The organism is Streptomyces sp. M2CJ-2 (assembly GCF_016757295.1).
In the GTDB taxonomy this organism is placed as follows: Bacteria; Actinomycetota; Actinomycetes; order Streptomycetales; family Streptomycetaceae; genus Streptomyces.
Genome location: NZ_JAESIF010000025.1, coordinates 1 through 24754 on the forward strand (window position 1 = coordinate 1; position 24754 = coordinate 24754).

A 24754-nucleotide genomic window follows, 5' to 3' on the forward strand; every position below is an offset into this window, starting at 1 on the left:
ACCGTCAAGGGGCTGAGCGCCGAGGTCGGCGCGTCGGTCACCTCCGGCGCGGTGATCTGCGAGATCAAGGACTGACGGGTCCTCAGCCTCCGCCGTGCGCTGGTCCGCAGCGGCGGAGGCTTCGTCTCGGGCCGGCCGGCGCGGCCGGCACCGTTGGTGAAAGTTATCGGCAGGTCATGGCCGGACCATTGAAACCAACTTCCCATCAAGGAAAGCTTCCGTCCGCTTGGCATCCATGACGTCGAGAGGGCGCCGTATGACCACCCCCGTGCACGAGCCGGTCGAGGGAACCGCCACACCACCCCGATCGCGCAGGGCTCTGGTGGCCGGATCGGTGGGCAACTTCATCGAATGGTACGAGTTCGGTGTCTACGGGTATTTCGCCACCATCATCGCCGCCAACTTCTTCACACCCGACGGCGGAAGCGACGTCGAGGCGCTGGTCAAGACGTATGCGTCCTTCGCACTCGCCTTCTTCTTCCGCCCGGTCGGCGCGGCCGTCTTCGGCCGCTTGGGCGACCGGATGGGGCGCCGCCCCACGCTGATCCTCGTCATCCTGCTGATGACCGGTGCCACCACCCTGATCGGTCTGCTTCCGACGTACGCCACGCTGGGTGCCGCGGCCCCCTGGCTGCTCACGCTGCTGCGCATCGTCCAGGGTCTGTCCGCGGGAGGGGAGTTCGGCGGTGCCGTCTCGATCATGACGGAGTTCGCCCCGCCCGGGCGGCGCGGGCTGTACGGGGCCTGGCAGTCCTTCACGGTGGCGCTCGGCCTGCTCGCCGGAGCGGGCATGGCCGCGCTGCTGGCCACCGTACTGACCGAGCCGGAACTCAACGAGTGGGGCTGGCGGCTGCCGTTCCTGCTGACACTGCCTCTGGGGCTCGCCGCCCTGTGGCTGCGGCTGAAGCTGGAGGAGACGCCGTCCTTCCAGCGAACGCGAACGCAGACACCGATTCAGCCACAGGCACAGCCGCAGGCACAGCCGCAGGCGCAGTCCCCGGACACGGAGGGCCGCCCGCAGGTGGTGACGCCGACACCTGCTCCCGCACGTGAGGTGGCCAAGGCCATCGCGCTCGGTGCCGGGCGGCTCATGGGGTGGTCGGCGGCCGGCTACACCTTCCTCGTCGTCATGCCGTCCTACCTCCAGAGCACGCTCAACGCCTCGTTCCAGCAGGCCCTGGTCGCCACGGTCCTCGCCAACCTGGGCTTCGCGGCCTCCATCATCCCGGCGGGCGCGCTGAGCGACCGGATCGGCCGACGCGCGGTGATGGTGACCGGAGCGGTGCTCGTGGCCGTCCTCGCGTTCCCCCTGATGCATCTGTTGCAGGATTCCGGCACCTCGACGGCCGTCAAGAGCCTCGCGGTGTTCGTCGCCGGTGCCGCCGTCGGGCTGATGGCGGGCCCCGGGCCCGCGATGCTCTCGGAGATGTTCCCCACCAGCGTCCGCTACACCGGCCTCGGTCTGGCGTACTCACTGTCCAACGCCGTCTTCTCCGGATGCGCCGGCCTGATCATCACCGAAGCCATCAAACGGACCGGCAACATCGACATCCCCGCCCACTACGTGGTCGTGACCTGTGCCGTCAGCACGCTCGCCCTGCTCACCCTGCGCGGCGACGACCACCGTCGCGCGTTGCGCGACTGACCACCGTACGGGCCGGGAAAGAGGCGTGAGGATGAGGATGCGGGTCATCGGGCTGATGTCGGGGACGTCCCACGACGCGGTCGACGCCGCGGCGGCCGACCTGGCCCTTGAAGGGGACAGTCTGCTGCTGACGCCCCTGGGCATGGTGAGCGACCCCTATCCGGAGGAGTTGCGGGCCGCCCTGACGGCCGCTCTGCCGCCGGCGTCGACCACGATGAGGGACGTGTGCCGGCTCGACACCCGGATCGGTCAGGCGTTCGCCGCCGTGGCCGCTCGGGCCGACCGGGAACTGTGCGACGGTCGCGCCGACCTCGTCGTCTCCCACGGCCAGACCGTCTACCACTGGGTCGAGCAGGGCCGGGTGCACGGCACACTGCAGATCGGCTCGCCCTCCTGGATCGCCGAGGCCACCGGCCGCCCGGTGGTCTCCGACCTGCGTACTCGCGACGTCGCCGCCGGCGGCCAGGGCGCGCCCCTGGTGAGCATCGTCGACGTGATGTGGCTGCGCGGGCGGCCCGGTGTGCCCGCCGCCCTGAACCTCGGGGGGATCGCCAATCTCACGGTGGTCGGCGGGGCCGGTGAGCCGGTCGCCTTCGACACCGGCCCCGCCAACGCCCTCGTCGACGCGGCGGTGCACGTCCTCACCGACGGCCGGCTGGGATACGACCGGAACGGAACGCTGGCCTCCCGGGGCAGGATCGACACCGTTCTGCTGCAGCGCCTCCTCGACGATCCGTACTACGCGAAACCGCCGCCCAAGACGACCGGCAAGGAGCTGTTCCACTGGCCCTACCTGCAAGCCGCCCTGACCGGTCTCGGCCGGCTCCCGACCGAGGACGTGGTCGCCACCGTCACCCACCTCACCGCCCGCACGGTCGCCGACGCGGTCCGCGCGGCCGGGGCGAGCGAGGTCATCGCCTCGGGCGGCGGAACCCGCAACCCCACCCTGATGTCCATGCTGCGCACCGCACTGCACGGCATCCCGCTGCGGACCTCCGACGACCTCGGACTGCCCTCGGCGGCCAAGGAGGCCTACGCCTTCGCCGTCCTCGGATACCTGACCGCGCACGGACTGGCCGGCACGGTCCCGGCCTGCACCGGTGCTCGCCGTCCCAGCGTCCTCGGCTCGATCACGCCCGGGAGCCGGGGGCTGCGCCTGCCGGAATCCGCCGCGGCCGTCCCCTTGCGCCTGCGCACGGTACCGGTCTGACGTCCCTGTGCGGGGAGCTCACCGCCGAGGCCCGCCCGCCCCGTGTCGGCTACGATCTTTGCAGTCGGCCGTGTTCGACCTGTGTCACGGCCACGACCGTGCACTGCCGGATCCATCGAGCCGGTGACCGTCCCGACTGGCGGAGCGGGCACTCCCCGGGCCGGTGTTCGCCCGTCGGACGACGCTCCGGGTGGTGCGACGGCGCACAGAGAACCGATGAGGGAGACCGACCGATGATCTTCATCACCGCCAAATTCCGTATCCGCCCCGAGTACGCGGACCAGTGGCCGGACATTGCCGCCGACTTCACCGCGGCGACCCGCGACGAGCCGGGCTGCCTGTGGTTCGACTGGTCCCGCAGCATCGACGACCCGACGGAGTACGTCCTGGTCGAGGCCTTCCGTGACGACGCGGCGGGGGCGGCACACGTGCAGTCCGAGCACTTCAGGGCCGCGCAGCGGACCCTGCCGCCGCACCTCGCCGAGACCCCGCGGATCGTGAACGCGACGGTGCCGCAGGAGGACTGGTCGCTGCTGGGTGAGATGAGCGTTCCCGGACAGGACTGACACTCCGTCACCCTCACTGCTTCGAGGCCAGGACCGGGGACGGCACCTGTGAGGTGCCGTCCCCGGTCCTGGCCTGCTCAGCGGCCGCGCCGGTGCAGCTTCAGGTCCGTGACCACGGGGCGGTGGTCCGACGCGTCCGTCGCGACCTCGTGGGCGCCGGTCACGGTGATGCCGGGGGAAACCGTCACCAGGTCGATGCGCTTGACGGGGTCGACCGCCGGGTACGTCCCACCGCCGTCCGGGGCGGCGTCCCTCAAGTGCTGCCACAGCGGCGCCAGCTCCGGAGCCGTCGCCTCGGCGTTGAAGTCGCCGACCAGGATCTTCGGCCCACGGTCGGCGGCCAGCACCTCGAGCATGTCCGCCACCTGGGCCGCACGGATCGACGGGTCGGCCCGGTAGTCCAGGTGCGTGCTGTAGACGTGTACGAACGCACCCTTGACGTCGACCGTCACCTCGGCGAAGCCGGGCGCCGGGGCGGGCACCGGATCGGACGTCTGGGTGGAGAGCCGGGTGATCTCGTGGTTCTCGGCCTCGATCACCGGGTAGCGGCTCAGCACGGCGACACCGTACTGCCGGCGCTGCCCGTCCGCGGTGGCCGGGTCCAGATCGTAGATCGGTGCGAAGAACACCCGCATGTCCAGCGTGTCGGCGAGCGCGCGGGCCTCGTCGACGAAGTCGCTCCGGGCGCCCCAGTGCACGTCGACCTCCTGGAGACCGATCACGTCGGCGTCCAGATCACGTATGGCCTCCGCGGTGCGATCGAGGTCGAAGACCCCGTCCTGACCGGCTCCGGCATGGATGTTGTAGGTCGCCACCCTCAGCGGTACGGCCGGAGCCCGGGCCCCGGAGGGTTCCGCCGCCGCGGCTGTCGCCGGTGTCGCCGTGGCGAGTACGACGGCTACGACGGCGGTCAGCAGGGCGGCCGTACGGGCACCGCGGACGGGGCGTCGGGAGCTGTGCTGCATGCCTTCTCCGAACTGAGCAGACGTCAGGAACCTGTCACAACCGCGTCATTCTCTCTCGCTCGGCCCGACTTCTGTGGGTAGGTTGCTGCTTCTTGGCCGACCGTTGGAACTGGAGCGTACGCATGTCCGAGACCCCCGCCGTCGGTGCGCCGGGCAACAGGATCAGGACCGATCAACCGCACACGGCACGGATCTGGAACTACTGGCTGGGCGGCAAGGACAACTACACGGTCGATCAGGAGGTGGGAGAGCAGATCCGCGGGCTCCACCCCGGCATCGGCGAGTACGCCCGCGCGGACCGGCAGTTCCTCCAGCGAGCGGTGCGGTATCTGGTGGCCGAGTGCGGCATACGGCAGTTCCTCGACATCGGCACCGGACTGCCCACCGCCGACAACACCCACGAGGTCGCCCAGCGGATCGCCCCCGAGTCCCGCGTCGTCTACGTCGACAACGACCCGATCGTTCTGGCCCATGCCGCGGCCCTGCTGACCAGTACGCCCGAGGGCCGCACGTCCTACCTCGACGAGGACCTGCGCAACACCGACACCATCCTGGCGCGGGCCGGGCAGCTGCTGGACTTCGACCGGCCCGTGGCTCTGATCCTGCTGGGTGTCGTCATCTTCATCGAGGACGACACGGAGGCCCTCGGAATCGTGCGGCGTCTCATGGCGGCCCTGCCGACGGGCAGTCACCTGGTTCTGTCGCACACCGTCACGCGGCCGGACATGCCCGATGTCGACGCGGCCGTCGCCTTCTGGAACGAACACGGCACTCCGAAGCTGACCCAGCGGTCCCCCGAAGCGGTCGCCGGGTTCTTCGACGGGCTCCAGCTCCTCGGACCCGGTGTGGTGTCCTGCAACCACTGGCACCCCGCACCCGGCGACGTGGCCCTCGGCGAGGAGGTCGCCATGTACGGCGGGGTGGCACGCAAGCGATGACCCCGGGCCCCGGGCCGGTCCGAGCCGGCCCGGGGCCCGGGCGGGCGGAGGCGGCTCAGGTCACTCGGTGAGTGCCTTTTCGATGTCGGTGATGACCTGCGCCATGGCGTTCGGGCCGTTGCTGCTGCTCCAGACCTGGCCGTCGACCCCGTGGTCCCGTCCTGCCCGGACGGCGCTCATCCGGGTGAATGCCTTCTCCGAGCGGGCGGCCTCCAACGCCTTGTCGCCTTCGGCGTTGAGCGTGGCGATGAAGACGTGGTCGGCGTCCGCCTTGGTGAGGTTCTCCAGGGACAGCGGGTCCGAGTGGGGCTGCGCGCCGAGGTCCTCGGCGATGGGCATCGGCGCCAGACCGGCCTCCCGCAGCATCGCGGTGGGCATGTTGGCGGCGTTCATCACGATCGGGCCGCCCGGCATCCACCGCATCACGACACCCGTGCCCTCGGCGCCGTCGCCCGCCTTCCGCGCGCGGTCGAGCAGGGCGTCGATCTTCTGGTCGAGTTCGTCGGCCTTGCCGAGCGCCTCGCCGTAGGTGTCGAGGCCGGAGCGCCAGTCACCGGCGGCCGGGACGATGGTCGGTGCGATGGCGGAGAGCGTCTCGTACTGCGACTTCTCGAGATCGGCGCCGGTGAGGATGATGTCCGGCTCGGCCTTGAGGATCGCCTCGGTGTTGGGTTCCCTGACCGTGGCGACCAGCGGGATGTCCTCGGCCTGTTCGCCCAGATAGACGGGAGCGCCTTCGGCGCCCCTGGCGGCGCTGGTGCCCACCGGGGTGATGCCGAGGGAGAGGGCGGTGTCCAAAGAGGCGTCATTGAGGGTGACGACCTTCTTCGGCGTGCCGTCGATCCTCACTTCGCCGAAGGCCGTCTGCACGGTCCGCCCGGTCCCGGCGTCCGCTGCCTTCTCCGTGCCGTCACCCGGGGTGCCGGAGTCGGAGCCCGAGCAGGCGGCGAGGGTCATGACCAGCGGGGCTGCCGCCAGAGCGAGAGCGGCGGAGCGCAGCGGGGAGCGGCTTCTGGGCATGGGGTCTCCAGGAAAGGCGGATGTATGGCGCATGCAAAATTAGGTTAACCTCACCTTTGTTGAATGTGGAAGGAGGGGCGGTTGTGACGCTGCGTTCACTCGTCCTGCGTGGCTTGCTGCCCGGCGCCGGACTGCTGCTGGCGGCCGTGATCGCGAGCCTGCTCCTGGGAGCGGGGGATGTCGGACCGGGGCGCGCCCTCTCCGTCCTGCTCGGCGGGACCGACGGCGACGCCCGTTTCACCGTGCTGGAACTGCGGCTGCCGCGCACCCTGGTCGCGGTCGCCGTCGGCTTGGCCCTGGGCGTCGCGGGAGCCCTGCTCCAGGCGGCAGCCCGCAACCCCCTGGCCGAACCGGGCCTGCTGGGTGTGAGCGCGGGGGCCTCCTTCGCAGTGGTCGTCGCCCTGGTCCTCGGCACTTCGGCAGCCACCCTCGGCCCGTATGTGGCGGTCCTGGGGGCGGGCGCGGGGTGTCTGCTGGCGCTGGCCGCGGCCCGGTTGCGCGGGGCCGGGGACGATCCCGTACGCCTCGTGCTCGCCGGTGCGGCCTTCAGCGGGCTGATGGCCGCGGGCTCCTCGGTGCTGCTGCTCGTCGACGCCCGCGCCGCCGACGAGATCCGCTTCTGGACCATCGGGTCGGTCGCCGGACGGGAACTGGCGGATCTGTGGGCCGTCGTCCCCGTCGTCGGTCTCGGACTTCTCCTCGCCGTCCTCGTGGCTCCCTCCCTGACCGCGCTGAGTCTCGGTGACGACGTGGCCACCGGCCTCGGCCACCGGCCCGGCCGGGTCCGGGCCCTCGCGGTGACGGCCGTGGCCCTGCTGGTCGGCGGGGCCACCGCCCTGGCGGGCCCCGTGGCCTTCGTCGGACTCGTCGTGCCGTTCGCCGCCCGCGCCCTGGTCGGCCCGGACCTGCGCCGGCTGCTGGCCGTCTCCGTCCTCATCGGCCCGGCCACCGTGCTCACCGCCGACGTCGTCTCCCGGATCGTCGCCCGCCCCTACGAGATGCCCCTCGGCGTCATGACCGCGCTCCTCGGCGCGCCCGTCCTGGTCGCCGTCGTCCGATCCCACAGGTTGCCCTCGCTGTGAAAACTCTCCCCGCCCCGTCCGGACCGGCGACCGGGACCGCGGCGCAGGCCCGCCGCGCACCGCACGGTGTCCCCGGCGCCTGGCGCCTGGCCGCCGGCCCCTACGCCGTCCTGATCCCGCGCAAGCCGCTGCTGGGCACCGTCGCCGTCCTGGTCGTGCTGATCGCCGCGAGCGGGGTGCACCTCGCCGTCGGCGAGATCTTCGTCCACCCGCTGGACGCGCTGCGCGCTCTGGCGGGTGAGGGCACCCCCCGCGACCTCCTGGTCGTCGAACGCCTGCGGCTGCCGCGCCTGCAGGCTGGCCTGGCCGTCGGCGCCGCCCTCGGCGCGGCCGGCTGCCTGATGCAGACCCTCGCCCAGAACCGGCTGGCCACCCCCGACACCGTCGGCCTCAACGACGGCGCCGCGGCCTTCGCCGTCGCCTCGGTCACCGGAATCAGCACCAGCCTGCTGCCCAGCGCCGCCGCCCTCACCGGTGCCGCCACCGCCGCCGCCCTCACCCTCGCCCTCAGCGGCGGCGCCGGACGCGGGGGCTACCGGTTCCTCGTCGTGGGCCTCGGCGTCGGCGCGGTCTTCGGCGCGATCACCAGTCTCGTCCTGGCCCGCTCGGCCGCCGACGCGGCCAACGCCGCCTACGGCTGGACCGTCGGCACCCTCAACGGCCGCGACCAGGAAGCCGTGTCCCTGCTCGCCGTGGCCCTGATCCTCGCCCTGCCGCTCGCCATGCTCCTCGGCCGCCGACTGCTCCTGCTGCGCCTGTCCGACTCCGTCGCCTCCGGGCTCGGCGTCCGTGTCAAGGCCCTGCGTCTGGCCGTCATCGCCGTCGCGGTCGTCCTCGGCGGCCTCGCCGTCGCCGTCGCCGGACCGCTGGGCATGATCGCGCTCGCCGCCCCCGAGGCCGCCCGCCGCATCGCCGGGCCCCGCGCCGTCCCCGTCCTGCTCTCCGCCCTCACCGGCGCGCTCTTCACCCTCCTCGCCGACCTGGTGGGCCGCACCGTGCTCGCTCCGCTGGAGGTCCCCGTCGGCCTCGTCACCGCCGTCGTCGGCGGTCCGTACCTGATCTGGCTGCTGCTCACCACCCGTACCAGGAGGTCCCTGTGAACCCGGTCGACACCGACAGCCGCCTGCGCACCCGGTCCCTGTCTCTGGGGCACGGCTCCGACCTCGTCATCGACGGTCTGGACCTCGCTCTGCCGCAGCGCCGGGTCACTGTCATCGTCGGCCCCAACGGGTGCGGCAAGTCCACCCTCCTCGGCGGGCTGGCCCGCACACTGCGCGCACGCGGCGGCGCCGTCCTCCTCGACGGCCGGGAGCTCACCAAGATCCCCACCCGGGAGATCGCCCGCACCATCGGCATGCTCCCCCAGTCCGCGATCGCCCCCGACGGCCTCACCGTCCGCGACCTCGTCCGCTACGGCCGCCAGCCCCACCAGGGCCTGCTGCGCCAGTGGTCCGCCGCCGACGCCCACGCGGTCGAGGAGGCGCTCACCGCCGCCGACCTGCACGGCCTCGCCGACCGTCCGCTCGAGACGCTCTCCGGCGGTCAGCGCCAGCGTGCCTGGATCGCCATGGCCGTCGCCCAGGAGACCGAGATCCTCCTTCTCGACGAACCCACCTCGGCCCTCGACATGGGCCACGCCCTCGAAGTGCTCGAACTGGTCCGCTCACTGGCCGCACAGGGCCGCACCCCGGTCCTGGTCCTCCACGACCTGACCACCGCGTGCCGCTACGCCGACCACATGATCGCCCTCAAGGACGGAGCGGTCGTCGCCCAGGGCGCCCCGTCCGCCATCGTCTCCCCCGACCTCGTCCGAGAGCTCTACGGCGTCGAGAGCGCCATCCTCACCGACCCCGTCCACGGCACCCCGGTGATCTGCCCCCTGCACATCGCGACCTCCACGGCGGGCACCTGAACCCGGGGCGACGGCCCGGTCCGGGCGGGGCGGCGGGGGTCCGGTCCGGGTCCGCCTCCCTCGTCCTGCTCCTGGCCTTGCCAGTGTCGCGGAAGCGCATGTATAACGTTGTAAAACTCTCATCCGGCGGCTCGGCGCCCGGCTCGCGGTGACGGCACCCGTCTCGGCGCCGGTCCCCGGCCGGGCCGTCCACGAAGGGATTGCCGTGCGGGTCAGCCTCAAGGACGTCGCCGCGCACGCGGGGGTCTCCATCAAGACCGTCTCCAACGTGGTGAACAACTATCAGCACGTCACCCCCGCCATGCGCGAGCGCGTCCAGAGATCCATCGACGCTCTCGGTTACCGGCCCAACCTGACCGCCCGGCACCTGCGCAAAGGGCGCACCGGCATCATCGCGCTCGCCCTGCCCGAACTCGGCAACCCCTACTTCGCCGAACTCGCCGCCGCCGTCATCGACACCGCGGCCGAGCACGACTACATCGTGCTGCTGGACCACACCGGGGGCCGTCGCGAGCAGGAGATCCTCGTCAGCCAGGGATTCCGGGCCAGGGTCATCGACGGACTCATCCTCAGCCCCATCGAGCTGGAGGCCAAGGACTTCCGCGAGCGCACGGAGCAGGTGCCGCTGGTGCTGCTCGGTGAGCGGGAGTACGACCTGCCGTACGACCACATCGCCATCGACAACGTCGCCGCGGCCCGCACCGCCGTCCGGCACCTGGTCTCGCTGGGACGCCGCACGGTGGCGTTCATCGGGGCCCGACGCGCCCGCAGCGAACCCGCCCAACTGCGCGTACGGGGCTGGCGTGAGGAGCTCACCGCCGTCGGACTCCCCGCCGACGAGGGCCTCGTCGCCGCCACCGACGGATGGGGCCACGCGGACGGTGCGGCAGCGATGGCCCACATCCTGGACAGCGGGCAGCGGCCCGACGCGGTGTTCGCCTACAACGACCCGATGGCCATCGGGGCGATGCGGGTCCTGCACGAGCGTGGCCTGCGGATCCCCGACGACATCGCCGTCGTCGGATTCGACGACGTGCTCGAAGGACGGTTCGGCGCGGTGACCCTCACCTCCGTGTCACCGGACAAGGCCGCCATCGGCAGGCTCGCGGTGGAGTCGGTGCTGGCCCGGCTGCACGACGCGGCTCCTGAGCCGCGTCGCATCCGGGCCGACTACCGCCTGGTCGAACGGGAGAGCACCCTGGGCCGGCCCGCCGGCACCGGTGCCGCGAACACCTGACCAAGGGTTTCGACTCCCGGCTCACCGGCCGCGCGGACACCTCCCCGGGCCCTGAACCGGCCCCGTCCGGCAAGCGCTTGCCGGACCCGCCCCGCGTCCGCGTGCCGTCACCGCCGAGGGCGGAGCTTGCTCACCCCACTCGTCCCCTCCCCCACCGTGCTCCGCTCGCACCTTGCGCACAGGGGGTTTACAGCGTTCTTCCAACGATGTAAAAACCTGTTGGCGGCGAACCGGACGCCGTATCGCACACCGGGAGCAGCACCGGTTCCGCGCTCTCCAGCTCCCCAGTTCCCTTTCAGCGTCACCCGGATCGGGGTCACCATGCAGCGCACCACTCATCGCCCGCACCTCCTCGCCCGTCCCGTGCTCGTTGCCTTGGCCGCCGCAGTGGCCCTGACCGCCACCTCCTGCGCGAAGTCGGAGGACGACGCGTCGGACGGAAAGAAATCCTCGGCAGCCGCGGCCGACGCCGGCCAGAAGGTCGTCACGCCGAAGCCAGGCAGCAAGACCTGCACCATCGACGCGTACGGCGGCAAGGAGCTCGACCTCAAGGGCGCCACCGTCGGCTTCTCGCAGTCGGAGAAGGAGGCCAACCCGTTCCGCATCGCCGAAACGCGGTCCATCAAGGACGAGGCTGCGAAGCGGGGCGTCAAACTGCTGACGGCCAACGCCCAGTCACAGTTCTCCAAGCAGATCAGCGACGTCCAGGACCTGCTCGCCAAGGGCGCCGACCTGCTGGTCATCGCGCCGCTCAACTCCGACGGCTGGGACCCGGTGCTGCAGGCCGCCGCCGCCAAGAAGGTCCCGATCGTCACGATCGACCGCAAGATCAACGCCACCGCCTGCAAGGACTACGTCTCCTTCATCGCCTCGGACTTCGTCGAGCAGGGCAGGCGGGCCGCCGACCAGATGATCGAGGCCACGGGCGGCAAGGGCGAGGTCGCGATCCTGCTGGGCGCGGCCGGGAACAACGTCACCACCGAACGCACCAAGGGATTCAAGGAGCGGGTCGCGGAGAAGGCCCCTGGCCTGAAGGTCGTCTTCGAGCAGACCGGTGACTTCACCCGTGAGAAGGGGCAGCAGGTCACCGAGCAGCTCATCCAGTCCAAGCCGGGCATCAAGGGCATCTACGCGGAGAACGACGAGATGGGCCTGGGCGCGGTGGCCGCGCTCAAGGGCGCGGGCAAGAAGGCCGGCGACGTCGAGATCGTCACGGTCGACGGCACGCGCAACGCCGTACAGGGCATCGTCGACGGCTGGATCACCGGCGTCATCGAGTCCAACCCGCGGTTCGGTCCGCTGGCGTTCGAGACGCTGGACGCCTTCACCCAGGGCAAGGAAGTGCCCCAGGACATCGTCATCCAGGACAGCGCATACGACACCGACAACGCCGAGCAGGACCTCGGCAAGGCCTACTGATCCCCGCGGGGTCCGCTCCCTCCGGGCCCCACCGTCCCGTCACCACTCACTTCCTGGAGGCACAGGTGGCTCCCCCCGCCGAAGTCCTCGCCGTCCGCGGACTGAGCAAGACCTTCCCGGGCGTCCGGGCCCTGGACGACGTGGACCTGACCCTGCATCCGGGCGAGGTCCACGCCCTGATCGGCGAGAACGGCGCCGGCAAGTCGACCCTCATCAAGCTCCTCACAGGTGTCCACCGGCCCGACGCGGGTGACATCGTTTTCCAGGGCCGTGACGTCTCCTTCGACACACCGCTGGAGGCGCAGAAGGCCGGGATCTCGACCATCTACCAAGAGGTCAACCTCATCCCGCTGCTGAGCGTGGCCCGCAATCTCTTCCTGGGCCGCGAGCCGCACACCCGTTTCGGCCTGCTGGACTTCGCCCGTATGCACAAGGAGGCCGAGGAGACCCTGCGCGCCTACGGCGTCCGGGTGGACGTCCGTCTGCCGCTGCGCGCCCTCGGCGTCGGCGCTCAGCAGATGGTCGCCCTGGCCCGCGCGGTGGCGACCGAGGCGCGCGTCGTCATCATGGACGAACCGACCTCCTCGCTCGAGCCGCGGGAGGTCGAGACACTGTTCTCGGTGATCCGGCGGCTGCGTGACGAGGGCATCGCGGTCGTCTACGTCAGTCACCGACTGGACGAGTTGTACGCCGTGTGCGACACGGTCACCGTGCTTCGCGACGGACGGCGCGTCCATCACGGCCGCCTCGCCGACCTCGATCGTCTGTCCCTGGTGTCGACCATGCTGGGCCGGGAGCTGGGCGAGGTCCGTACGGAGGGCCTGACCCGGTTCACCGGCGACCACCATGCCGTCAGCGCCCGACCCGTGCTGGAGGCACGGGGACTGACGGCCCCGCACAAGCTGCACGACGTGTCCGTGGCGATCCGGCCCGGCGAGGTCGTGGGACTCGGCGGGCTCCTCGGGTCCGGGCGGACCGAGACGGCCAAAGCCATCTCCGGTGCGCTGGCGACGAGTTCCGGGCAGGTCCTGGTGGCCGGTGTCCCGTTGCGCGGCGGCTCCACCCCCGCCGCCATCCGGGCGGGCGTCAGTCTGCTGCCCGAGGACCGCAAGAGCGAGGGCATCGTTCCCGGTCTCTCGGTCCGCGAGAACATCTCGCTGGCCGTGCTGCCCCGGCTCTCCCGTTTCGGGCTGGTCTCCGAGGCACGCGTCGACAGTGTCGTGGACACCTTCGTCGAACGGCTGCGCATCAAGGCGTCCTCGCCGCACCAGAAGGTCGGTGAACTGTCCGGCGGCAACCAGCAGAAGGTGCTGCTCGCCCGCTGGCTGGCGATGAATCCCAAGGTGCTGCTGCTGGACGAGCCCACCCGGGGCATCGATGTCGGGGCCAAGGCCGAGGTGCAAAGGCTCGTGGACGAACTGGCCGCGGACGGCCTGGCCGTTCTGCTCATCTCCTCCGATCTGGAGGAACTCGTCGAAGGGTCCGACCGCGTGGTCGTGCTGAAGGACGGTGCGGTCGTCGGCGAACTGGCCGGCGAGGAAGTCACCGAGGACACACTGATGCGGACCATCGCCGGGCACGCCCCGGCCAAGAACACGGCCGACGTCACGGCCGCGGAGGAGGCCGGCGATGGCTGAAGCCGCTCTGCGCACCGCACCGCTGGACCGGACCCGCGTCCTGCAGTGGCTGCAGACGTACGGCGTCTACGCCGGCGTGGCACTGCTGCTGGTCGTCAACATCGGCATCACCCCGCACTTCCTGTCCGCGGAGAACTTCCGCACCCAGGCCGTGCAGGTGGCCCCCGTCATCATCGTCGCGCTCGGCATGGCCCTGGTCATCGGCACCGAGGGCATCGATCTGTCGGTCGGCGCCGTGATGGCCCTGGCGGCCTCCGTGACCGCCCTGTACCTCGGCTACGGTCTGCTGCCGGCGCTGCTGGTGGTGGCGGTGTTCGCCGCCGCGGTCGGGCTGGCGGGCGGCGCGCTGGTCGCCTTCGTCGGAGTGCAGCCGATCGTGGCCACCCTGGCGCTCATGGTCGGCGGCCGGGGCCTCGCTCTGGTCCTGCTGCCGCAGCTGGAGGACCTGCGCAACCCCGCGCTCGCCTCCCTGGGATCCGGCGACGTCCTGGGCGTCCCGTATCTGATCCTCATCGCCGCCGTCCTGGCGCTGCTGGCCGCGTTCGTGGTCCGCCGCACCACGTTCGGGCGCCGGCTGCTGGCCATCGGGGACAGCCGCCCCGCGGCGCAGCTGGCGGGCCTGCCGGTGCGGCGCGTACTGATCATCGTGTACGTGCTGTGCGCGCTGCTGGCGGCCGTGGCGGGCGTGCTGGCCACCGCCCGGCTCCAGGCCAGCGACCCGACCTCGCTGGGCAATCTGATGGAGCTGTCCGCCATCACCGCCGTCGTGGTCGGCGGGACCCCGTTGACCGGCGGCCGCGTCAACATCGCCGGCACCGTGGCGGGGGCGGTCCTCATCCAGTTGCTCACCGCCACCCTCATCAAGCACGATCTGCCGCCGTCGTGGACCCAGATCGCGCAGGCCATAGTGATCGTGTGCGCGGTCTACGCGGCACGGGGACGGGGGAAGCGATGACCGCCACGAAGACGGACGTGCCCGTGACCACCGCGGACGGGCGACCGCCGAAGGCCGCGGGCCCCGAGGGCTCCGTGCGCTCGGAGCGCCTCAGTGCCCTGGTCCAGCAGCACGGGGCGCTGGCCGTGCTGGTGATCGTCTCGCTGGTGGCGTCGTTCAGCTTCGACTCCTTCGCCACCGGGGACAACGTCGGCAACATGGCGACGAGTTCGGCGTTCCTGGCGATCGTCGCCCTCGGGATGACCTTCGTCATCATCACCGGGGGCATCGATCTGTCGGTCGGTTCCCTGTTCGCCCTGGGCGGTGTCCTGGCGGCCTGGGGCTCTCGGCACGGGACCCTGGTGGCACTGCTGTTGCCCCTCGTGGTGTGCGGCGCGATCGGTGTCGTCAACGGCCTGCTGGTGGCGCGTTCCCGGCTGGCGCCGTTCATCGTCACCCTGGCGGCCATGCTGGGGGCGCGCGGTCTGATGCTGGCCCTCACCGACGAGGGTGCCGAGACCTACCTGATCGGCAAGGGCTCCTTCCTCTCCGAACTCGGCCAGGGCACCACTCTCGGCGTCGGCAACCCCGTGTGGGTCACCCTGGCGCTGTTCGTCGCCGGAGCAGTCGCCCTGCGCCGCACCCGCTTCGGACAGCATGTGTACGCGGTCGGCGGCAACGAGGACGCGGCGGCCCTGATGGGTGTTCCGGTGGCCCGGACCAAGATCCTCGTCTACACGTCGTCCGGGGTGCTGGCCGGACTGGCCGGCGCGCTCAACGCGGCCTGGCTCGCGTCCGGTGTGACCATCCTCGGCAACGGCATGGAGCTGGAGGCCATTTCCGCCGTGGTGATCGGCGGCACGCTGCTCACCGGCGGCCTCGGTCATGTCAGCGGTTCGCTGGTAGGTGTCCTTCTGCTCAAGGTGATCCAGAACGTCATCAACCAGATCGGCTCCCTGGACTCCTCCTACCAGCAGGTCGTCAGCGGTGCCTTCCTGGCCGTCGTGGTCGTCGCCCAGACCTGGCTGGGCCGCAGACGCCAACTGCTGTGAAGCCGAAGGCCGGTGGGCACGGATCGTGCCCACCGGCCGCCCGGTCACGGCTTCTCCCGGTTGTGCAGGGCCCTCACCTCCTCGGCGGTGAGGGCCCTGTCGAACGCGTGGACCTCGTCCACCGCGCCGTCCCAGAAGTCCGTGTCGGCGCCGTTCCACTGGGCACGGCCCACGGCGAGCGGTCCCGAGCCGACGTAGGCGGGGCCGGCGGTGGCGGTCGCCGCCAGAACGCCGTCGACGTAGAGGTCGATCTCGCCCCGCGCCTCGTCACGCACACCGACGAGGTGGTACCAGCGGCCCGTGTCCGGCTTCGTCTCCAGCCGTGCGCGCTTCCCGTCGGGTGTGCTGAAGGCGAAGGCGCCCTGCCCGTACTGCAGGTAGAAGGGACTCGCCTGGCGCCGCCCGTCCTGGCTCACCGCGGTGGCGTAGTTGCCGGGCAGCGAGTCGAGCCTGACCCAGGCGGAGACCGAGTAGCTGCCGGTCGTGTCGAGCACGGGGCCGTCGGTTCGCGCGTGCTGCCCCTGCCCGTCGAACTTCAGCGCGCTGCCGCTGACACCAGAGGTCCAGGTGGTGCCGTCGATGAGGGTCAGGGGCCTGCCGTTCGGGCCGTCGTCCTTCGCGGTCGTGCCGGTGCCCTCGTCGAGGTTCCAGTGGCCGCCGCCCTTCAGCTGCTCCCGCTCACCCGCGGCGGCGCCGGCCGCGATGACCTTGCGGTTGACCTCGCGCACCCTGACCGGGTCGACCTTGATCTCCCGGCGGTCGTAGGTGTAGAGGCCGTTCAGTTCGTTCTCCAGGTCGGTGATCTGTGTGTACACCGAACCGGAGAGTTCGGCGGCGGCCTGGTCGAGGTAGAACCGCTCGGTGTTCTCCACGTACTTGCGGGTCAGTGCCTCCTTGTCGGCGACTCCGCTGTAGATCACTGTCGGCGTGCCCGGCCACATGTGGCCCGGGGTGCGCAGGGTGAAGCCGCCGTGCTCCCCGTCCATGGCCGCCCGGTGGTCGGGGAACGGCGGGTCCTCGTTGTTGTAGTCGTGGTGGTCGATGATGTCGCCCTTGCCCGAGTCGCCCTTGGAGTTGCAGCAGTTGACGCCGCTGTGGGCATTGACGACGCGGGAGGGATCGGCGGCCTTGACCGACTCGGCGATGCGACCGCTCTCCTCGCGGTCCCACTCGCCCCAGCCCTCGTTGAAGACGATCCAGCCGATGACCGAGGGCGAGTTGTGGTGCTGGCGCATCATCTCGCGACCCTGGTCGACGAAGGCCTTCTGCCCGGTCTCATCGGTGATGTTCCCGGAGACGAAGTCCTGCCAGACCAGCAGGCCGAGCCTGTCCGCGTGGTGGAACCAGCGTGCCGGCTCCACCTTGATGTGCTTGCGGACGGCGTTGAAGCCGAGCTTCTTGTGCGCCTCGAGGTCGAAGGCCAGTGCCTCGTCGCTGGGGGCGGTGTGGAGGCCGTCGGGCCAGAAGCCTTGGTCGAGGGTGGCGAGGGAGAAGACGGGCTCTCCGTTGAGCACCAGCTTCCGGTAGCCGCCGACCTCCTCGATCCCGATCTCGCGCATGCCGAAGTAACTGCTGACCTTGTCGGTGGACCGGCCGTCGGCCAGCTTGACGTCGAGGTCGTAGAGGTAGGGGTCGTCGGGGCTCCACAGGTGCTGCTTCGCCACGGGGAGCCGGAGCTCGCGGTTGGCCGGACCGCTGACCCTGCCGACGACCTTGCCGCGGGCATCACGGGCGACGGCCTCCACGCGCGCCTTCGAGGAAGCGCTCTCGGACTCGACGGTCACCGCCAGGCTGCCGGTGTCGATGTCCGGTGTGGTGACGACGTTGTCAACGGCCGCCTCGGCGACGGGTTCCATCCAGACCGTCTGCCAGATGCCGGACGACTGGGTGTAGAAGATGCCGCTGGGACGGGTGTGCTGCTTGCCCGTCGGCTGGTCGGCGCCGCCGGTGTCCGTGACCGCGACCACGACCTCCTGTGCGCCCCTGCCCTTGAGCGCGTCGGTGATGTCGGCGCTGAACGCGGTGTAGCCGCCGGTGTGTTCGGCGACCTTCCGGCCGTTGACCCAGACGCGGGCCTGGTAGTCCACGGCGCCGAAGTGGAGCTTCAGCCGCTTTCCCTCACCGACCTTCCAGCTCTTCGGCACCTCGACGAGCTTGCGGTAGAACATGTGGTCCTCGTGCCGCTCGAGCCCGGACAGCTGGGACTCGACGGGGAACGGCACGGTGATCTTCTCGTCCAGGTTCTTGCCGAAGACCGGCTGCTCGCCCGCCTCGGCACCGCTGAACTGCCAGGTCCCGTTGAGGTTCTTCCACTGGGGCCGCACCTGCTGCGGACGGGGGTGCTCCGGCAGCGGGTTCTTCCTGTCCAGTTCGTCGCCCCACTTCGTGGTGAGACGGTGGTCGGAGGCGTTCGTCGCGTAGCGGACGATCCGGGGCACGGTCTTGCCGCCGGCCGTCAGGCCGCCCTCGCCGTCGTAGGTGAACCGGACCTGCTGGTTCTTCTGGACCGGCTTCGCGAGCGTGACGAGGAGGGCGCTGCGGTCGCCGGGCACCGCCTTCACCGACGTGACCGGCATGGCGGTGGTGTCGGCCTCGATCCTCAGGTGCTCCGCGACCTCGTCGAGGTCGCCGATCCGGCCTTCGAACCGGGCGCGCAGCCGCTTCCCGTCCGCGGCGACCGAGAGGTCCACCGGGAAGACCTCGAAGCCGGCGGGCGGTGTGAACGCCGATTCGGGGACGAGTTGCTTGGGTGTCGTCGGGCTCGACCAGCGCAGGAACATGTTCGCCCCGCCGAAGTCCTGGAACATCTCCAGCCGGAAGGTGAGCCGTTCACCGGCGGTGAGCCTGATCGGCTCGCTGGTCTGTTCCCTGTCCCAGTCCGGTTCCCAGTGGTCGATGACCGGCCTGTCGTCGATGAAGAGGCGGAATCCGTTGTCCCCGATGGCGTGGAACGTGTAGTCGTCGGTCCTCGGCGCCTCGATCTGCCCCGTCCAGCGGGCGGTCGTGTGCTCCGTCTTCCCGGTCAGTTCCTCGAACGTGCCCGTCAGGCCGGAGAAGTTGATCTGCGGCTCCAGGAGGGTGCCGCCGAGCACGGCGAAATCCCGCGCTCCCGGCGCCGACATGCTGAAGTACTCGCCCTTCAGGCCGTGCTGCTCGACGGCGGCATCGGCTGCCGCACCGGCGGTACGCGCGGACGTGCTGCTGCTCACGGGCTCCGCGGCCGCAACGGCGGGAACTGCCGCGCCCGTGGGCAGGAGCAGAGCCGCGGCGGTCAGCAGAGCCCACCACCGGGCTCTCGGGCGGGTGTGTTGTCTTGTCATCGAACCTTTCCTCGCGCAGGGGGCATGGGGACAGGACGAAACGGGACTGCATCAGGTCAACGTCCGGGCCGACAGGGGGTGTTCACCGGCGGCCCACGCGGACTCACCGGTACGGCACGGCACCGGCGCTGCGATGACCAGAAACCCTTTCAACGTTGGAAATTCGCTGTGCAGCGGAATGACAACACGTCGGCCGACGGCTGTCCAGACCTTACGCACAGCCGACGGCCCGTCAGGAACCGTGCCGCCGCGACGGGTTGCGGAGAACCGCGGCGCGCCGCGGCGGTGCAGGCCTCGGGGAATGCGGGCGATCCCGGCGTACAACGGGATCTACCCACTGCGGCTGTGCTGCTCCCCGAGGGCCGGGCTCCGGACGCCGGGCTGTCGAGGGTCTCCCTACGCCTCCGGCCGACGGCTGTCGGCCTCCTTCGCCGCGTGCTCCAGCCGGGCTCGGTGGGCCTCCCACCAGGCCGCGTCACCGGACGGCAGATTGCTCGCCCCCTTCTCCCAGCCGACGGCCCCGTCGATGAGCTCCCGCACGATGTCCGCATGGCCGGCGTGCCGGTGGGTGTCGGCGATCACCCGCACCAGGAGGTGGTGCAGCGTGGTCTCCCTCCGCCCCTCCCGCCACCACGGCACATGACCGACGGTGTCGAGCGGGAGCGCGGCGAACGTACGGTCCGCGTGCTCCCAGGCCCGGTGGTAGAGCCCGACGATCTCCTCGCGCGACTCGTCCGCGGTGGCCCACATGTCCGCGTTGGGTTCGGCGTCCTGCGTGTACCACCAGGACGGCGGATCCTGCCGGAAGAAGGGCCGGCCGAACACGTCGCCGAAGTATCCCAGTTCCACTCCGGCGGCGTGCTTGACCAGGCCCAGCAGATTGGTGCCGGTGGGTGTCAGCGGGCGGCGGACGTCGTACTCCGAGAGCCCTTCGAGCTTCCACACCAGGGCTTCCCTGGCGTCCTGCAGATATCGGGTCAGGTCCGCTTTCGGATCCGGTTTCGTCATGTCCCGCAGTCTCCCACTCGGCACTGACAGCCGGGCGCCGCACGACGGCCGGCGTCAAGGGCGCCCGGGGGTCATCGTCCGAGGACGGAGGAGAACGCGTCGCGGATGTCGGACTTCGGCTGAACAGTCAGCAACTAGCTTTTCAAAAAAGCCAGTTGCTTCGATCACCTGCTTTACCGTCTCCTCTCCGGCAAAAGGCCCTCGCGGCCGCCGAGCGTCGTGGGCCGTGTCGGCGGGCGGGTCAGCCGGTACGGCGGTGGATCGACTTGAAGGTGACGTACTGGGACAGGCCCTCGATTCCGTACTCGACGCCCAGCCCCGAGTCGTGCCGCCCGCCGAAGGGGGCGTTGTGGTTGGAGCCGAAGAAGTTCACGCCGACGGATCCGGTGTCCATGCGTTCGGCGACCGCCTGCGCGGCCTCGCGGTCGGCGGAGAACACCACGCCGCCGAGCCCGAACGACGTGTCGTTGGTGAGGGCGACGGCCTCGTCGATGTCGTCGTAACGCAGGACGCTCACCACCGGCCCGAAGATCTCCTCGCGCGCGATCCGCATGTCGGGGGTGACGTCGGCGAAAACCGTCGGCTCGATGAACCAGCCCCGCTCCGTGTCGGCGGGGCGTCCGCCGACGGTCGCTCGCGCCCCTTCCTCGTGGGCCGAGTCCAGGTAGTCGCGCACCACCTCGTACTGCGCCCGCGAGGCCATGGGACCGAACACGGTGCGCTCGTCGAAGGGGTCGCCCTGCGGGGCGGCCTCGACCGTGCGGGTGACCATGTCGACCACCTCCTCGTAGCGCTCCGAGGGGGCCAGGATGCGGGTGGAGATGTAGCAGGTCTGCCCGGTGTTGCGCAGGCAGGTGCGGATCAGCGCCGCGGACATCTGCTCGAGGTCCGCGTCGGGGAGCACGATCGCCGAGGACTTCCCGCCGAGTTCGAGGGTGACCGGTCGCAGCAGTTCGCCGCACGCGGCCGCGATCCGGCGGCCGACCGGGGTCGACCCGGTGAAGGCGACCTTGGCCGTGAGCGGGTGGCGCACCAACCGGTCGCCGACCTCACCGCCGCCGGTGACCAGGTTGACCACCCCGGGCGGGACGCCGGCGGCCTCGCACGCCTCGACCACGAACCGGATCGACAGCGATGTGCCGGGCGCGGGTTTCATGACGACCGTGCAGCCTGCGAGCAGGGCCGGCGCCAGCTTGACCACCATGAGGTTGATCGGGAAGTTCCAGGGTGCGATCAGCACGCACGGGCCCACCGGGTCCCTGCGCACGACGGTCTCGGCGCCCCCCGCCGGGAACGGCCGTACGTCCTCGTCCTCGAGCCAGGACGCCAGCCCGGCGACGTGCCGCAGGATGCCCGCCGCGTTCGCGGCGGCGCCGTGGGTCTCGCTGATCGGTGAGCCGTTCTCCAGGGTGTTGGTCAGCGCCGTGTCGGCGGCGCGGGCCTCGACCTCGTCGGCGATCCGCAGCAGCAGTGCGGCCCGCTGCGACGGTGTGGTCCGCGGCCACGGGCCGGTGCGAAAGGCCCGGTCGGCGGCGGACAGCGCGGCGTCGACGTCGTCGGCCGAGCAGTCCGGGACCGATCCCCACTCCTGGCCGGTGGCCGGGTCGACCAGCGGCAGCCGGGCGGCGGCGGTCGAGCGGGTCCAGGCGCCGTCGGCGTAGAGATCGTCCACATGGGTCCAGCGGGGCTCCGGCCGGGTGGACACCACCCGTCCGGTCGCCGGCCGGGCATCGGTGGCGCTCATCGGATCACGGCCGTCTTGAGCAGGGCGCGCGAGCGGTTGAGGGTGGCGGTGGCCATGGCGACGGCCGGGGCGGTGAGCAGTTCGGGAATGATCTCCGTCTCGAGCCGGTCGCTGTAGGCCGCGGGGTCCATGCGGAACCAGCCGGACGCCAGCGCTATCCCGGCGTGGTCGAAGCGCCACAGCCGGTCGGCGTCGCGGACCAGAGCGTCCTCCAGCGAGTACGCCTCCTTCCGGGTGTCGTGCCCGTCGACGATGTCGCAGACCTGCCGGACGAACGTGTCGTCGTAGCCGAGAGGGGGCAGCACCTCACGGGCGATCGCGCAGCCCTGCCTCTCGTGCTCGAACCGGATCTCGGCCCTGCGCCAGTCACCGGAGAAGCCCTCGGAGAGGATGCGTTCCTCGTCGACCCTCCCCCACCCGGTGTCGTGCAGCTGGATCGCCACGCGCACCAGCAGCCGGTCGGCGTGGGGGAAGGAGTCGCACAGCCGCTCGGCGTAGGCCAGCGAGATCGGCAGGTGGATGTCGTTGCCGCGCGTGCGGGTCTCGGGTACGACCGCCTTCCATATGGGGTCGAGATCGTCACCGGGGGCCGGGGTCAACGAGATGGGTGAGGTGTCGACCGGTCCGGGCGCCGGTACGGGGCGCTCGGTGGGCAGCGCGGTGGGCATGGGGTTCCCCTTCTCAGTCGGCCGCGACCAGGGCGGCCGGGTCGACGGTCACGGACTTGAGCTGGACGGACGGGTCTGTGGCGGCGTCGTGGGGGATGGACAGACCCTTGGCCAGCGCGTTGCGGACCGCCATGAAGTCCAGCGGGTGGTTGACGCAGTCGGCGGCCAGGATGCGATCACCGCGGTAGTAGAGGACCGAGTGTTTTCCCCGCTCCGGGTCGGCGCGGACCAGCGTGCGGTCGTGCCCGGTGGACAGCCCCGCGATCTGGAGTTTGATGTCGCCCTGGTTGGACCAGAACCACGGGATGCCCGCGTACTCCTCGCGACGGCCGGTGATGGCGTAGGCCGCCACCTTGGCCTGTTCGACGGCGTTGTTGACGCTCTCGAAGCGCACCCGGTCGCCGGCGGGGGCGCCGGGGACGGGGTTGGGCAGGTTCGCGCAGTCGCCGACGGCGACGGTGACCCCGTCGGAGGCCAGGGCGGACTCGTCGACCCGCACACCGTTGTCGCACACCAGGCCGATCGATTCGGCCAGTTCGGTGTTGGGGATGACGCCGACGCCGACCAGCACTAGGTCGGCGGGGACCGTCCGGCCGTCGGCGAGTTCGACGCCGCCGACCCGGTCACCGCGGGGCACGATGCGGCGGACCGAGGCACCGAGCACGATGTCCATGCCGGCGGCCCGGTGGTGGTCGAGGAGGTAGGCCGAGGTCTCCTCGCCGACGGCCCGCGGGACCAGCCGGGGCGCCGCCTCGATCAGGGTGACCGAGCGGCCCATCCTGGTCAGGGACGCGGCCGCCTCGATGCCGATGAAGCCGCCGCCGATCACGACCACGTCGTGCACGTCGGGCACCCGGGCCTTGAGTTCGAGGGCGTCGTCGGCGTTGCGGAGGTAGAGGACGCCGGGCAGGTCGACGCCGTCGAGCAGCAGCCGCCGGGCCCGCGCGCCGACGGCCAGCGCCAGCCGGTCGAAGGGGAAGTCGGTGCCCGACATGGAGTGGGCGACGCCCGAGCCGTCGTCGTTCTTGTCGATGCGGATGATGCGTTCGTTCTTCACCACGTCGATGCGGTGTTCGACCCAGTACTCCTGGGTGCGGAACATCAGCGACTCGTTGGTGATCTCCCCCTGCAGCCATTCCTTCGACAGGGCGGGCCGCTGGTAGGGGCGGTGGTTCTCGTCGCCGAGCAGGGTGATCGGGTCGTCGTACCCGAGCGCGCGCAGGGAGGTGGCGAGCGATACACCGGCCTGCGAGGAGCCGATGATCAGCAGTCCGTCAGCCATGATCGTTCACACCTGGGTGGTCGGAGTGGTCACGTGCAGGTCGCAGCCGTCGGTGACCTTGAGCTGGCAGGAGAGGCGGGAGTTGTCCTGTCGGTCCTCGGCGGCGCCCCAGAGCATCTCGTCCTCCATCTCCTCCATCGGCGGGAGCGAGTCGAGGGCGTCCTGGTCGACGTACACGTGGCAGGTGGCGCAGGACAGGGAGCCGCCGCACTCGGCGACGATGCCGGGTACGCCGTTGCGGACCGCGGTCTCCATGACCGAGTCGCCGACGTTGGCCGTCACCGTGCGGGACGCGCCGGTGTGGTCGGTATAGGTGACCTGGGGCATGACTTTCCTCCTGGTTCGAGGTCAGATGAACTGACGGCCGCCGTCGACGACCAGGGTCTGGCCGGTGACGAAGTCGCTGTCGGGGCCGGCGAGGTAGAGCGCGGCGCCGACGATGTCCTCGGGTCGGCTGGCCCGCCGCAGGGAGCCGCGGTCGACGCCGTAGGACTCGGCGTCCTCGAGCAGGCCTCGGCTCGCCTCGGTGAGGGTGAAACCCGGCGCGATCGCGTTGACCGTGATCGAGCGGCGGCCGAGTTCCTTGGCCATCACCCGGGTGAGCGCGATGACGCCGCCCTTGGAGGCGACGTAGTGCGCCCAGTTCTCCGAGCCGCTGTAGACGGTGGCCGAGGAGAGGTTGACGACCCGGCCGCCTTCGGGCAGGTACGGGCTGACGGCGCGGGTCATCAGCCACGGCCCCTTGAGGTTGACCGCCATCACGAGGTCCCATTCCGCGGGGTCGATGTCCTCGAGCGGCGAGCGGGTGACGGTGCCGTACACGGCCGCGTTGTTGACGAGGACGTCGATCCGGCCCTCACCGAAGTCCGCGACCCGCGTGGCGAGTTCCTCGGTGGAGTCGGTGTCCGTGACGTCGACGCGCCCGTGCCAGGCGTCGGCCCCGGCGTTCTGGACCTGCCGGGCCGTCTCCTTGACGCCGTCGATGTCGAGGTCGGCGACGGCGACGCGGTAGCCGCGGCCTGCGAAGCCGAGGGCGAAGGCCCGGCCCAGGCCGCCCGCGGCACCGGTCACGAGGACGGTGCGGGCGGGCGCCGGGGGGTTGGGGAGCGACATGG

22 protein-coding genes are annotated in these 24754 nt (G+C 71.0%); 12 read left to right on the forward strand and 10 right to left on the reverse strand.

Translation table 11 applies throughout. The annotated features are described in order from the left end of the window. Positions 1–206 (reverse strand): hypothetical protein (locus tag JL475_RS40125; RefSeq protein ID WP_237407677.1); only part of this gene is annotated, 206 nt, incomplete at its 3' end. A 50-nt stretch (positions 207–256) separates the two neighbouring features. Between JL475_RS40125 and JL475_RS19820 the strand changes: the two genes are divergently transcribed. From JL475_RS19820 to JL475_RS19830, 3 genes are all read left to right on the forward strand, one after another. Then, entirely contained in the window at positions 257–1645 is a 1389-nt protein-coding gene (locus JL475_RS19820; protein ID WP_202279127.1) for an MFS transporter, read from the forward strand. Positions 1646–1682: 37 nt separating this feature from the next. Then, the gene (locus tag JL475_RS19825; RefSeq protein ID WP_202279189.1) at positions 1683–2855 is read left to right on the forward strand and encodes an anhydro-N-acetylmuramic acid kinase; all 1173 of its coding nucleotides are present in this window, start codon (positions 1683–1685) and stop codon (positions 2853–2855) included. Positions 2856–3088: 233 nt separating this feature from the next. After that, positions 3089–3421, forward strand: coding sequence for a putative quinol monooxygenase (locus tag JL475_RS19830; protein ID WP_202279128.1), 333 nt, complete (start codon positions 3089–3091; stop codon positions 3419–3421). A 77-nt stretch (positions 3422–3498) separates the two neighbouring features. Here the strand turns inward: JL475_RS19830 and JL475_RS19835 are convergent, their stop codons facing one another. Continuing rightward, positions 3499–4386 (reverse strand): endonuclease/exonuclease/phosphatase family protein, encoded by an 888-nt coding sequence (locus JL475_RS19835; RefSeq protein WP_202279129.1) that lies wholly within the window; start codon positions 4384–4386, stop codon positions 3499–3501. Between the two features lie 122 nt (positions 4387–4508). Here JL475_RS19835 and JL475_RS19840 point away from each other — a divergent pair, with 122 nt between their 5' ends. Beyond that, a complete protein-coding gene (locus JL475_RS19840; RefSeq protein WP_202279130.1) occupies positions 4509–5324 on the forward strand; it encodes an SAM-dependent methyltransferase in 816 nt (271 codons plus the stop codon). 60 nt (positions 5325–5384) lie between these two features. Here JL475_RS19840 and JL475_RS19845 read toward each other — a convergent pair whose 3' ends face one another. After that, entirely contained in the window at positions 5385–6344 is a 960-nt protein-coding gene (locus JL475_RS19845; RefSeq protein WP_202279131.1) for an ABC transporter substrate-binding protein, read from the reverse strand. A gap of 83 nt (positions 6345–6427) precedes the next feature. Between JL475_RS19845 and JL475_RS19850 the strand changes: the two genes are divergently transcribed. From JL475_RS19850 to JL475_RS19885, 8 genes are all read left to right on the forward strand, one after another. Continuing rightward, positions 6428–7426, forward strand: coding sequence for an iron ABC transporter permease (locus tag JL475_RS19850; RefSeq protein ID WP_307825108.1), 999 nt, complete (start codon positions 6428–6430; stop codon positions 7424–7426). Then, positions 7423–8526, forward strand: coding sequence for an iron chelate uptake ABC transporter family permease subunit (locus tag JL475_RS19855; protein ID WP_202279133.1), 1104 nt, complete (start codon positions 7423–7425; stop codon positions 8524–8526). The genes JL475_RS19850 and JL475_RS19855 overlap by 4 nt, the downstream gene beginning before the upstream one ends. After that, entirely contained in the window at positions 8523–9338 is an 816-nt protein-coding gene (locus JL475_RS19860; protein WP_202279134.1) for an ABC transporter ATP-binding protein, read from the forward strand. The genes JL475_RS19855 and JL475_RS19860 overlap by 4 nt, the downstream gene beginning before the upstream one ends. Before the next feature lie 205 nt (positions 9339–9543). Next, complete coding sequence (locus JL475_RS19865; RefSeq protein ID WP_202279135.1) at positions 9544–10575, forward strand: LacI family DNA-binding transcriptional regulator; 1032 nt, start codon at positions 9544–9546, stop codon at positions 10573–10575. Between the two features lie 321 nt (positions 10576–10896). Next, positions 10897–11994 carry an ABC transporter substrate-binding protein gene (locus JL475_RS19870; protein ID WP_202279136.1) on the forward strand — a complete coding sequence of 366 codons (1098 nt, stop codon included), beginning with the start codon at positions 10897–10899 and terminating at the stop codon, positions 11992–11994. Between the two features lie 65 nt (positions 11995–12059). Beyond that, positions 12060–13631: a sugar ABC transporter ATP-binding protein gene (locus JL475_RS19875; protein WP_202279137.1), complete on the forward strand. Its 1572-nt coding sequence runs from the start codon at positions 12060–12062 to the stop codon at positions 13629–13631. Beyond that, a complete protein-coding gene (locus JL475_RS19880; RefSeq protein ID WP_202279138.1) occupies positions 13624–14586 on the forward strand; it encodes an ABC transporter permease in 963 nt (320 codons plus the stop codon). Before JL475_RS19875 ends, JL475_RS19880 begins: the two co-directional genes overlap by 8 nt. Then, on the forward strand, positions 14583–15617 hold the full coding sequence (locus tag JL475_RS19885) for an ABC transporter permease (protein ID WP_202279139.1): 1035 nt from the start codon (positions 14583–14585) through the stop codon (positions 15615–15617). The genes JL475_RS19880 and JL475_RS19885 overlap by 4 nt, the downstream gene beginning before the upstream one ends. 44 nt (positions 15618–15661) lie before the next feature. Here the strand turns inward: JL475_RS19885 and JL475_RS19890 are convergent, their stop codons facing one another. The 7 genes from JL475_RS19890 to JL475_RS19920 form a co-directional block, all read right to left on the reverse strand. Beyond that, the gene (locus tag JL475_RS19890; protein ID WP_202279140.1) at positions 15662–18937 is read right to left on the reverse strand and encodes a LamG-like jellyroll fold domain-containing protein; all 3276 of its coding nucleotides are present in this window, start codon (positions 18935–18937) and stop codon (positions 15662–15664) included. A gap of 396 nt (positions 18938–19333) precedes the next feature. Then, positions 19334–19945: a DinB family protein gene (locus JL475_RS19895; protein ID WP_202279141.1), complete on the reverse strand. Its 612-nt coding sequence runs from the start codon at positions 19943–19945 to the stop codon at positions 19334–19336. A 241-nt stretch (positions 19946–20186) separates the two neighbouring features. Continuing rightward, complete coding sequence (locus JL475_RS19900) at positions 20187–21689, reverse strand: aldehyde dehydrogenase family protein (RefSeq protein ID WP_202279142.1); 1503 nt, start codon at positions 21687–21689, stop codon at positions 20187–20189. Continuing rightward, positions 21686–22357: an HD domain-containing protein gene (locus JL475_RS19905; RefSeq protein ID WP_202279143.1), complete on the reverse strand. Its 672-nt coding sequence runs from the start codon at positions 22355–22357 to the stop codon at positions 21686–21688. Before JL475_RS19905 ends, JL475_RS19900 begins: the two co-directional genes overlap by 4 nt. Positions 22358–22370: 13 nt before the next feature. Continuing rightward, positions 22371–23639 carry an NAD(P)/FAD-dependent oxidoreductase gene (locus JL475_RS19910; RefSeq protein WP_202279144.1) on the reverse strand — a complete coding sequence of 423 codons (1269 nt, stop codon included), beginning with the start codon at positions 23637–23639 and terminating at the stop codon, positions 22371–22373. A gap of 6 nt (positions 23640–23645) precedes the next feature. Continuing rightward, positions 23646–23966, reverse strand: a complete 321-nt coding sequence (locus JL475_RS19915; protein ID WP_202279145.1) for a 2Fe-2S iron-sulfur cluster-binding protein — start codon at positions 23964–23966, stop codon at positions 23646–23648. Positions 23967–23987: 21 nt separating this feature from the next. Beyond that, positions 23988–24752: an SDR family NAD(P)-dependent oxidoreductase gene (locus JL475_RS19920; RefSeq protein WP_202279146.1), complete on the reverse strand. Its 765-nt coding sequence runs from the start codon at positions 24750–24752 to the stop codon at positions 23988–23990. Between the last annotated feature and the right edge of the window lie 2 nt (positions 24753–24754).

What these genes read in the sequence shown, in the direction of transcription:
- JL475_RS19920 (WP_202279146.1), bottom strand. Translation starts at nt 24,752, where the DNA reads ATGTCGCTCCCCAACCCCCCGGCGCCCGCCCGCACCGTCCTCGTGACC.
- JL475_RS19825 (WP_202279189.1), top strand. Translation starts at nt 1,683, where the DNA reads ATGCGGGTCATCGGGCTGATGTCGGGGACGTCCCACGACGCGGTCGAC.
- JL475_RS19905 (WP_202279143.1), bottom strand. Translation starts at nt 22,357, where the DNA reads ATGCCCACCGCGCTGCCCACCGAGCGCCCCGTACCGGCGCCCGGACCG.
- JL475_RS19820 (WP_202279127.1), top strand. Translation starts at nt 257, where the DNA reads ATGACCACCCCCGTGCACGAGCCGGTCGAGGGAACCGCCACACCACCC.
- JL475_RS19880 (WP_202279138.1), top strand. Translation starts at nt 13,624, where the DNA reads ATGGCTGAAGCCGCTCTGCGCACCGCACCGCTGGACCGGACCCGCGTC.
- JL475_RS19900 (WP_202279142.1), bottom strand. Translation starts at nt 21,689, where the DNA reads ATGAGCGCCACCGATGCCCGGCCGGCGACCGGACGGGTGGTGTCCACC.
- JL475_RS19845 (WP_202279131.1), bottom strand. Translation starts at nt 6,344, where the DNA reads ATGCCCAGAAGCCGCTCCCCGCTGCGCTCCGCCGCTCTCGCTCTGGCG.
- JL475_RS19910 (WP_202279144.1), bottom strand. Translation starts at nt 23,639, where the DNA reads ATGGCTGACGGACTGCTGATCATCGGCTCCTCGCAGGCCGGTGTATCG.
- JL475_RS19840 (WP_202279130.1), top strand. Translation starts at nt 4,509, where the DNA reads ATGTCCGAGACCCCCGCCGTCGGTGCGCCGGGCAACAGGATCAGGACC.
- JL475_RS19890 (WP_202279140.1), bottom strand. Translation starts at nt 18,937, where the DNA reads ATGACAAGACAACACACCCGCCCGAGAGCCCGGTGGTGGGCTCTGCTG.
- JL475_RS19885 (WP_202279139.1), top strand. Translation starts at nt 14,583, where the DNA reads ATGACCGCCACGAAGACGGACGTGCCCGTGACCACCGCGGACGGGCGA.
- JL475_RS19835 (WP_202279129.1), bottom strand. Translation starts at nt 4,386, where the DNA reads ATGCAGCACAGCTCCCGACGCCCCGTCCGCGGTGCCCGTACGGCCGCC.
- JL475_RS19830 (WP_202279128.1), top strand. Translation starts at nt 3,089, where the DNA reads ATGATCTTCATCACCGCCAAATTCCGTATCCGCCCCGAGTACGCGGAC.
- JL475_RS19870 (WP_202279136.1), top strand. Translation starts at nt 10,897, where the DNA reads ATGCAGCGCACCACTCATCGCCCGCACCTCCTCGCCCGTCCCGTGCTC.
- JL475_RS19895 (WP_202279141.1), bottom strand. Translation starts at nt 19,945, where the DNA reads ATGACGAAACCGGATCCGAAAGCGGACCTGACCCGATATCTGCAGGAC.
- JL475_RS19915 (WP_202279145.1), bottom strand. Translation starts at nt 23,966, where the DNA reads ATGCCCCAGGTCACCTATACCGACCACACCGGCGCGTCCCGCACGGTG.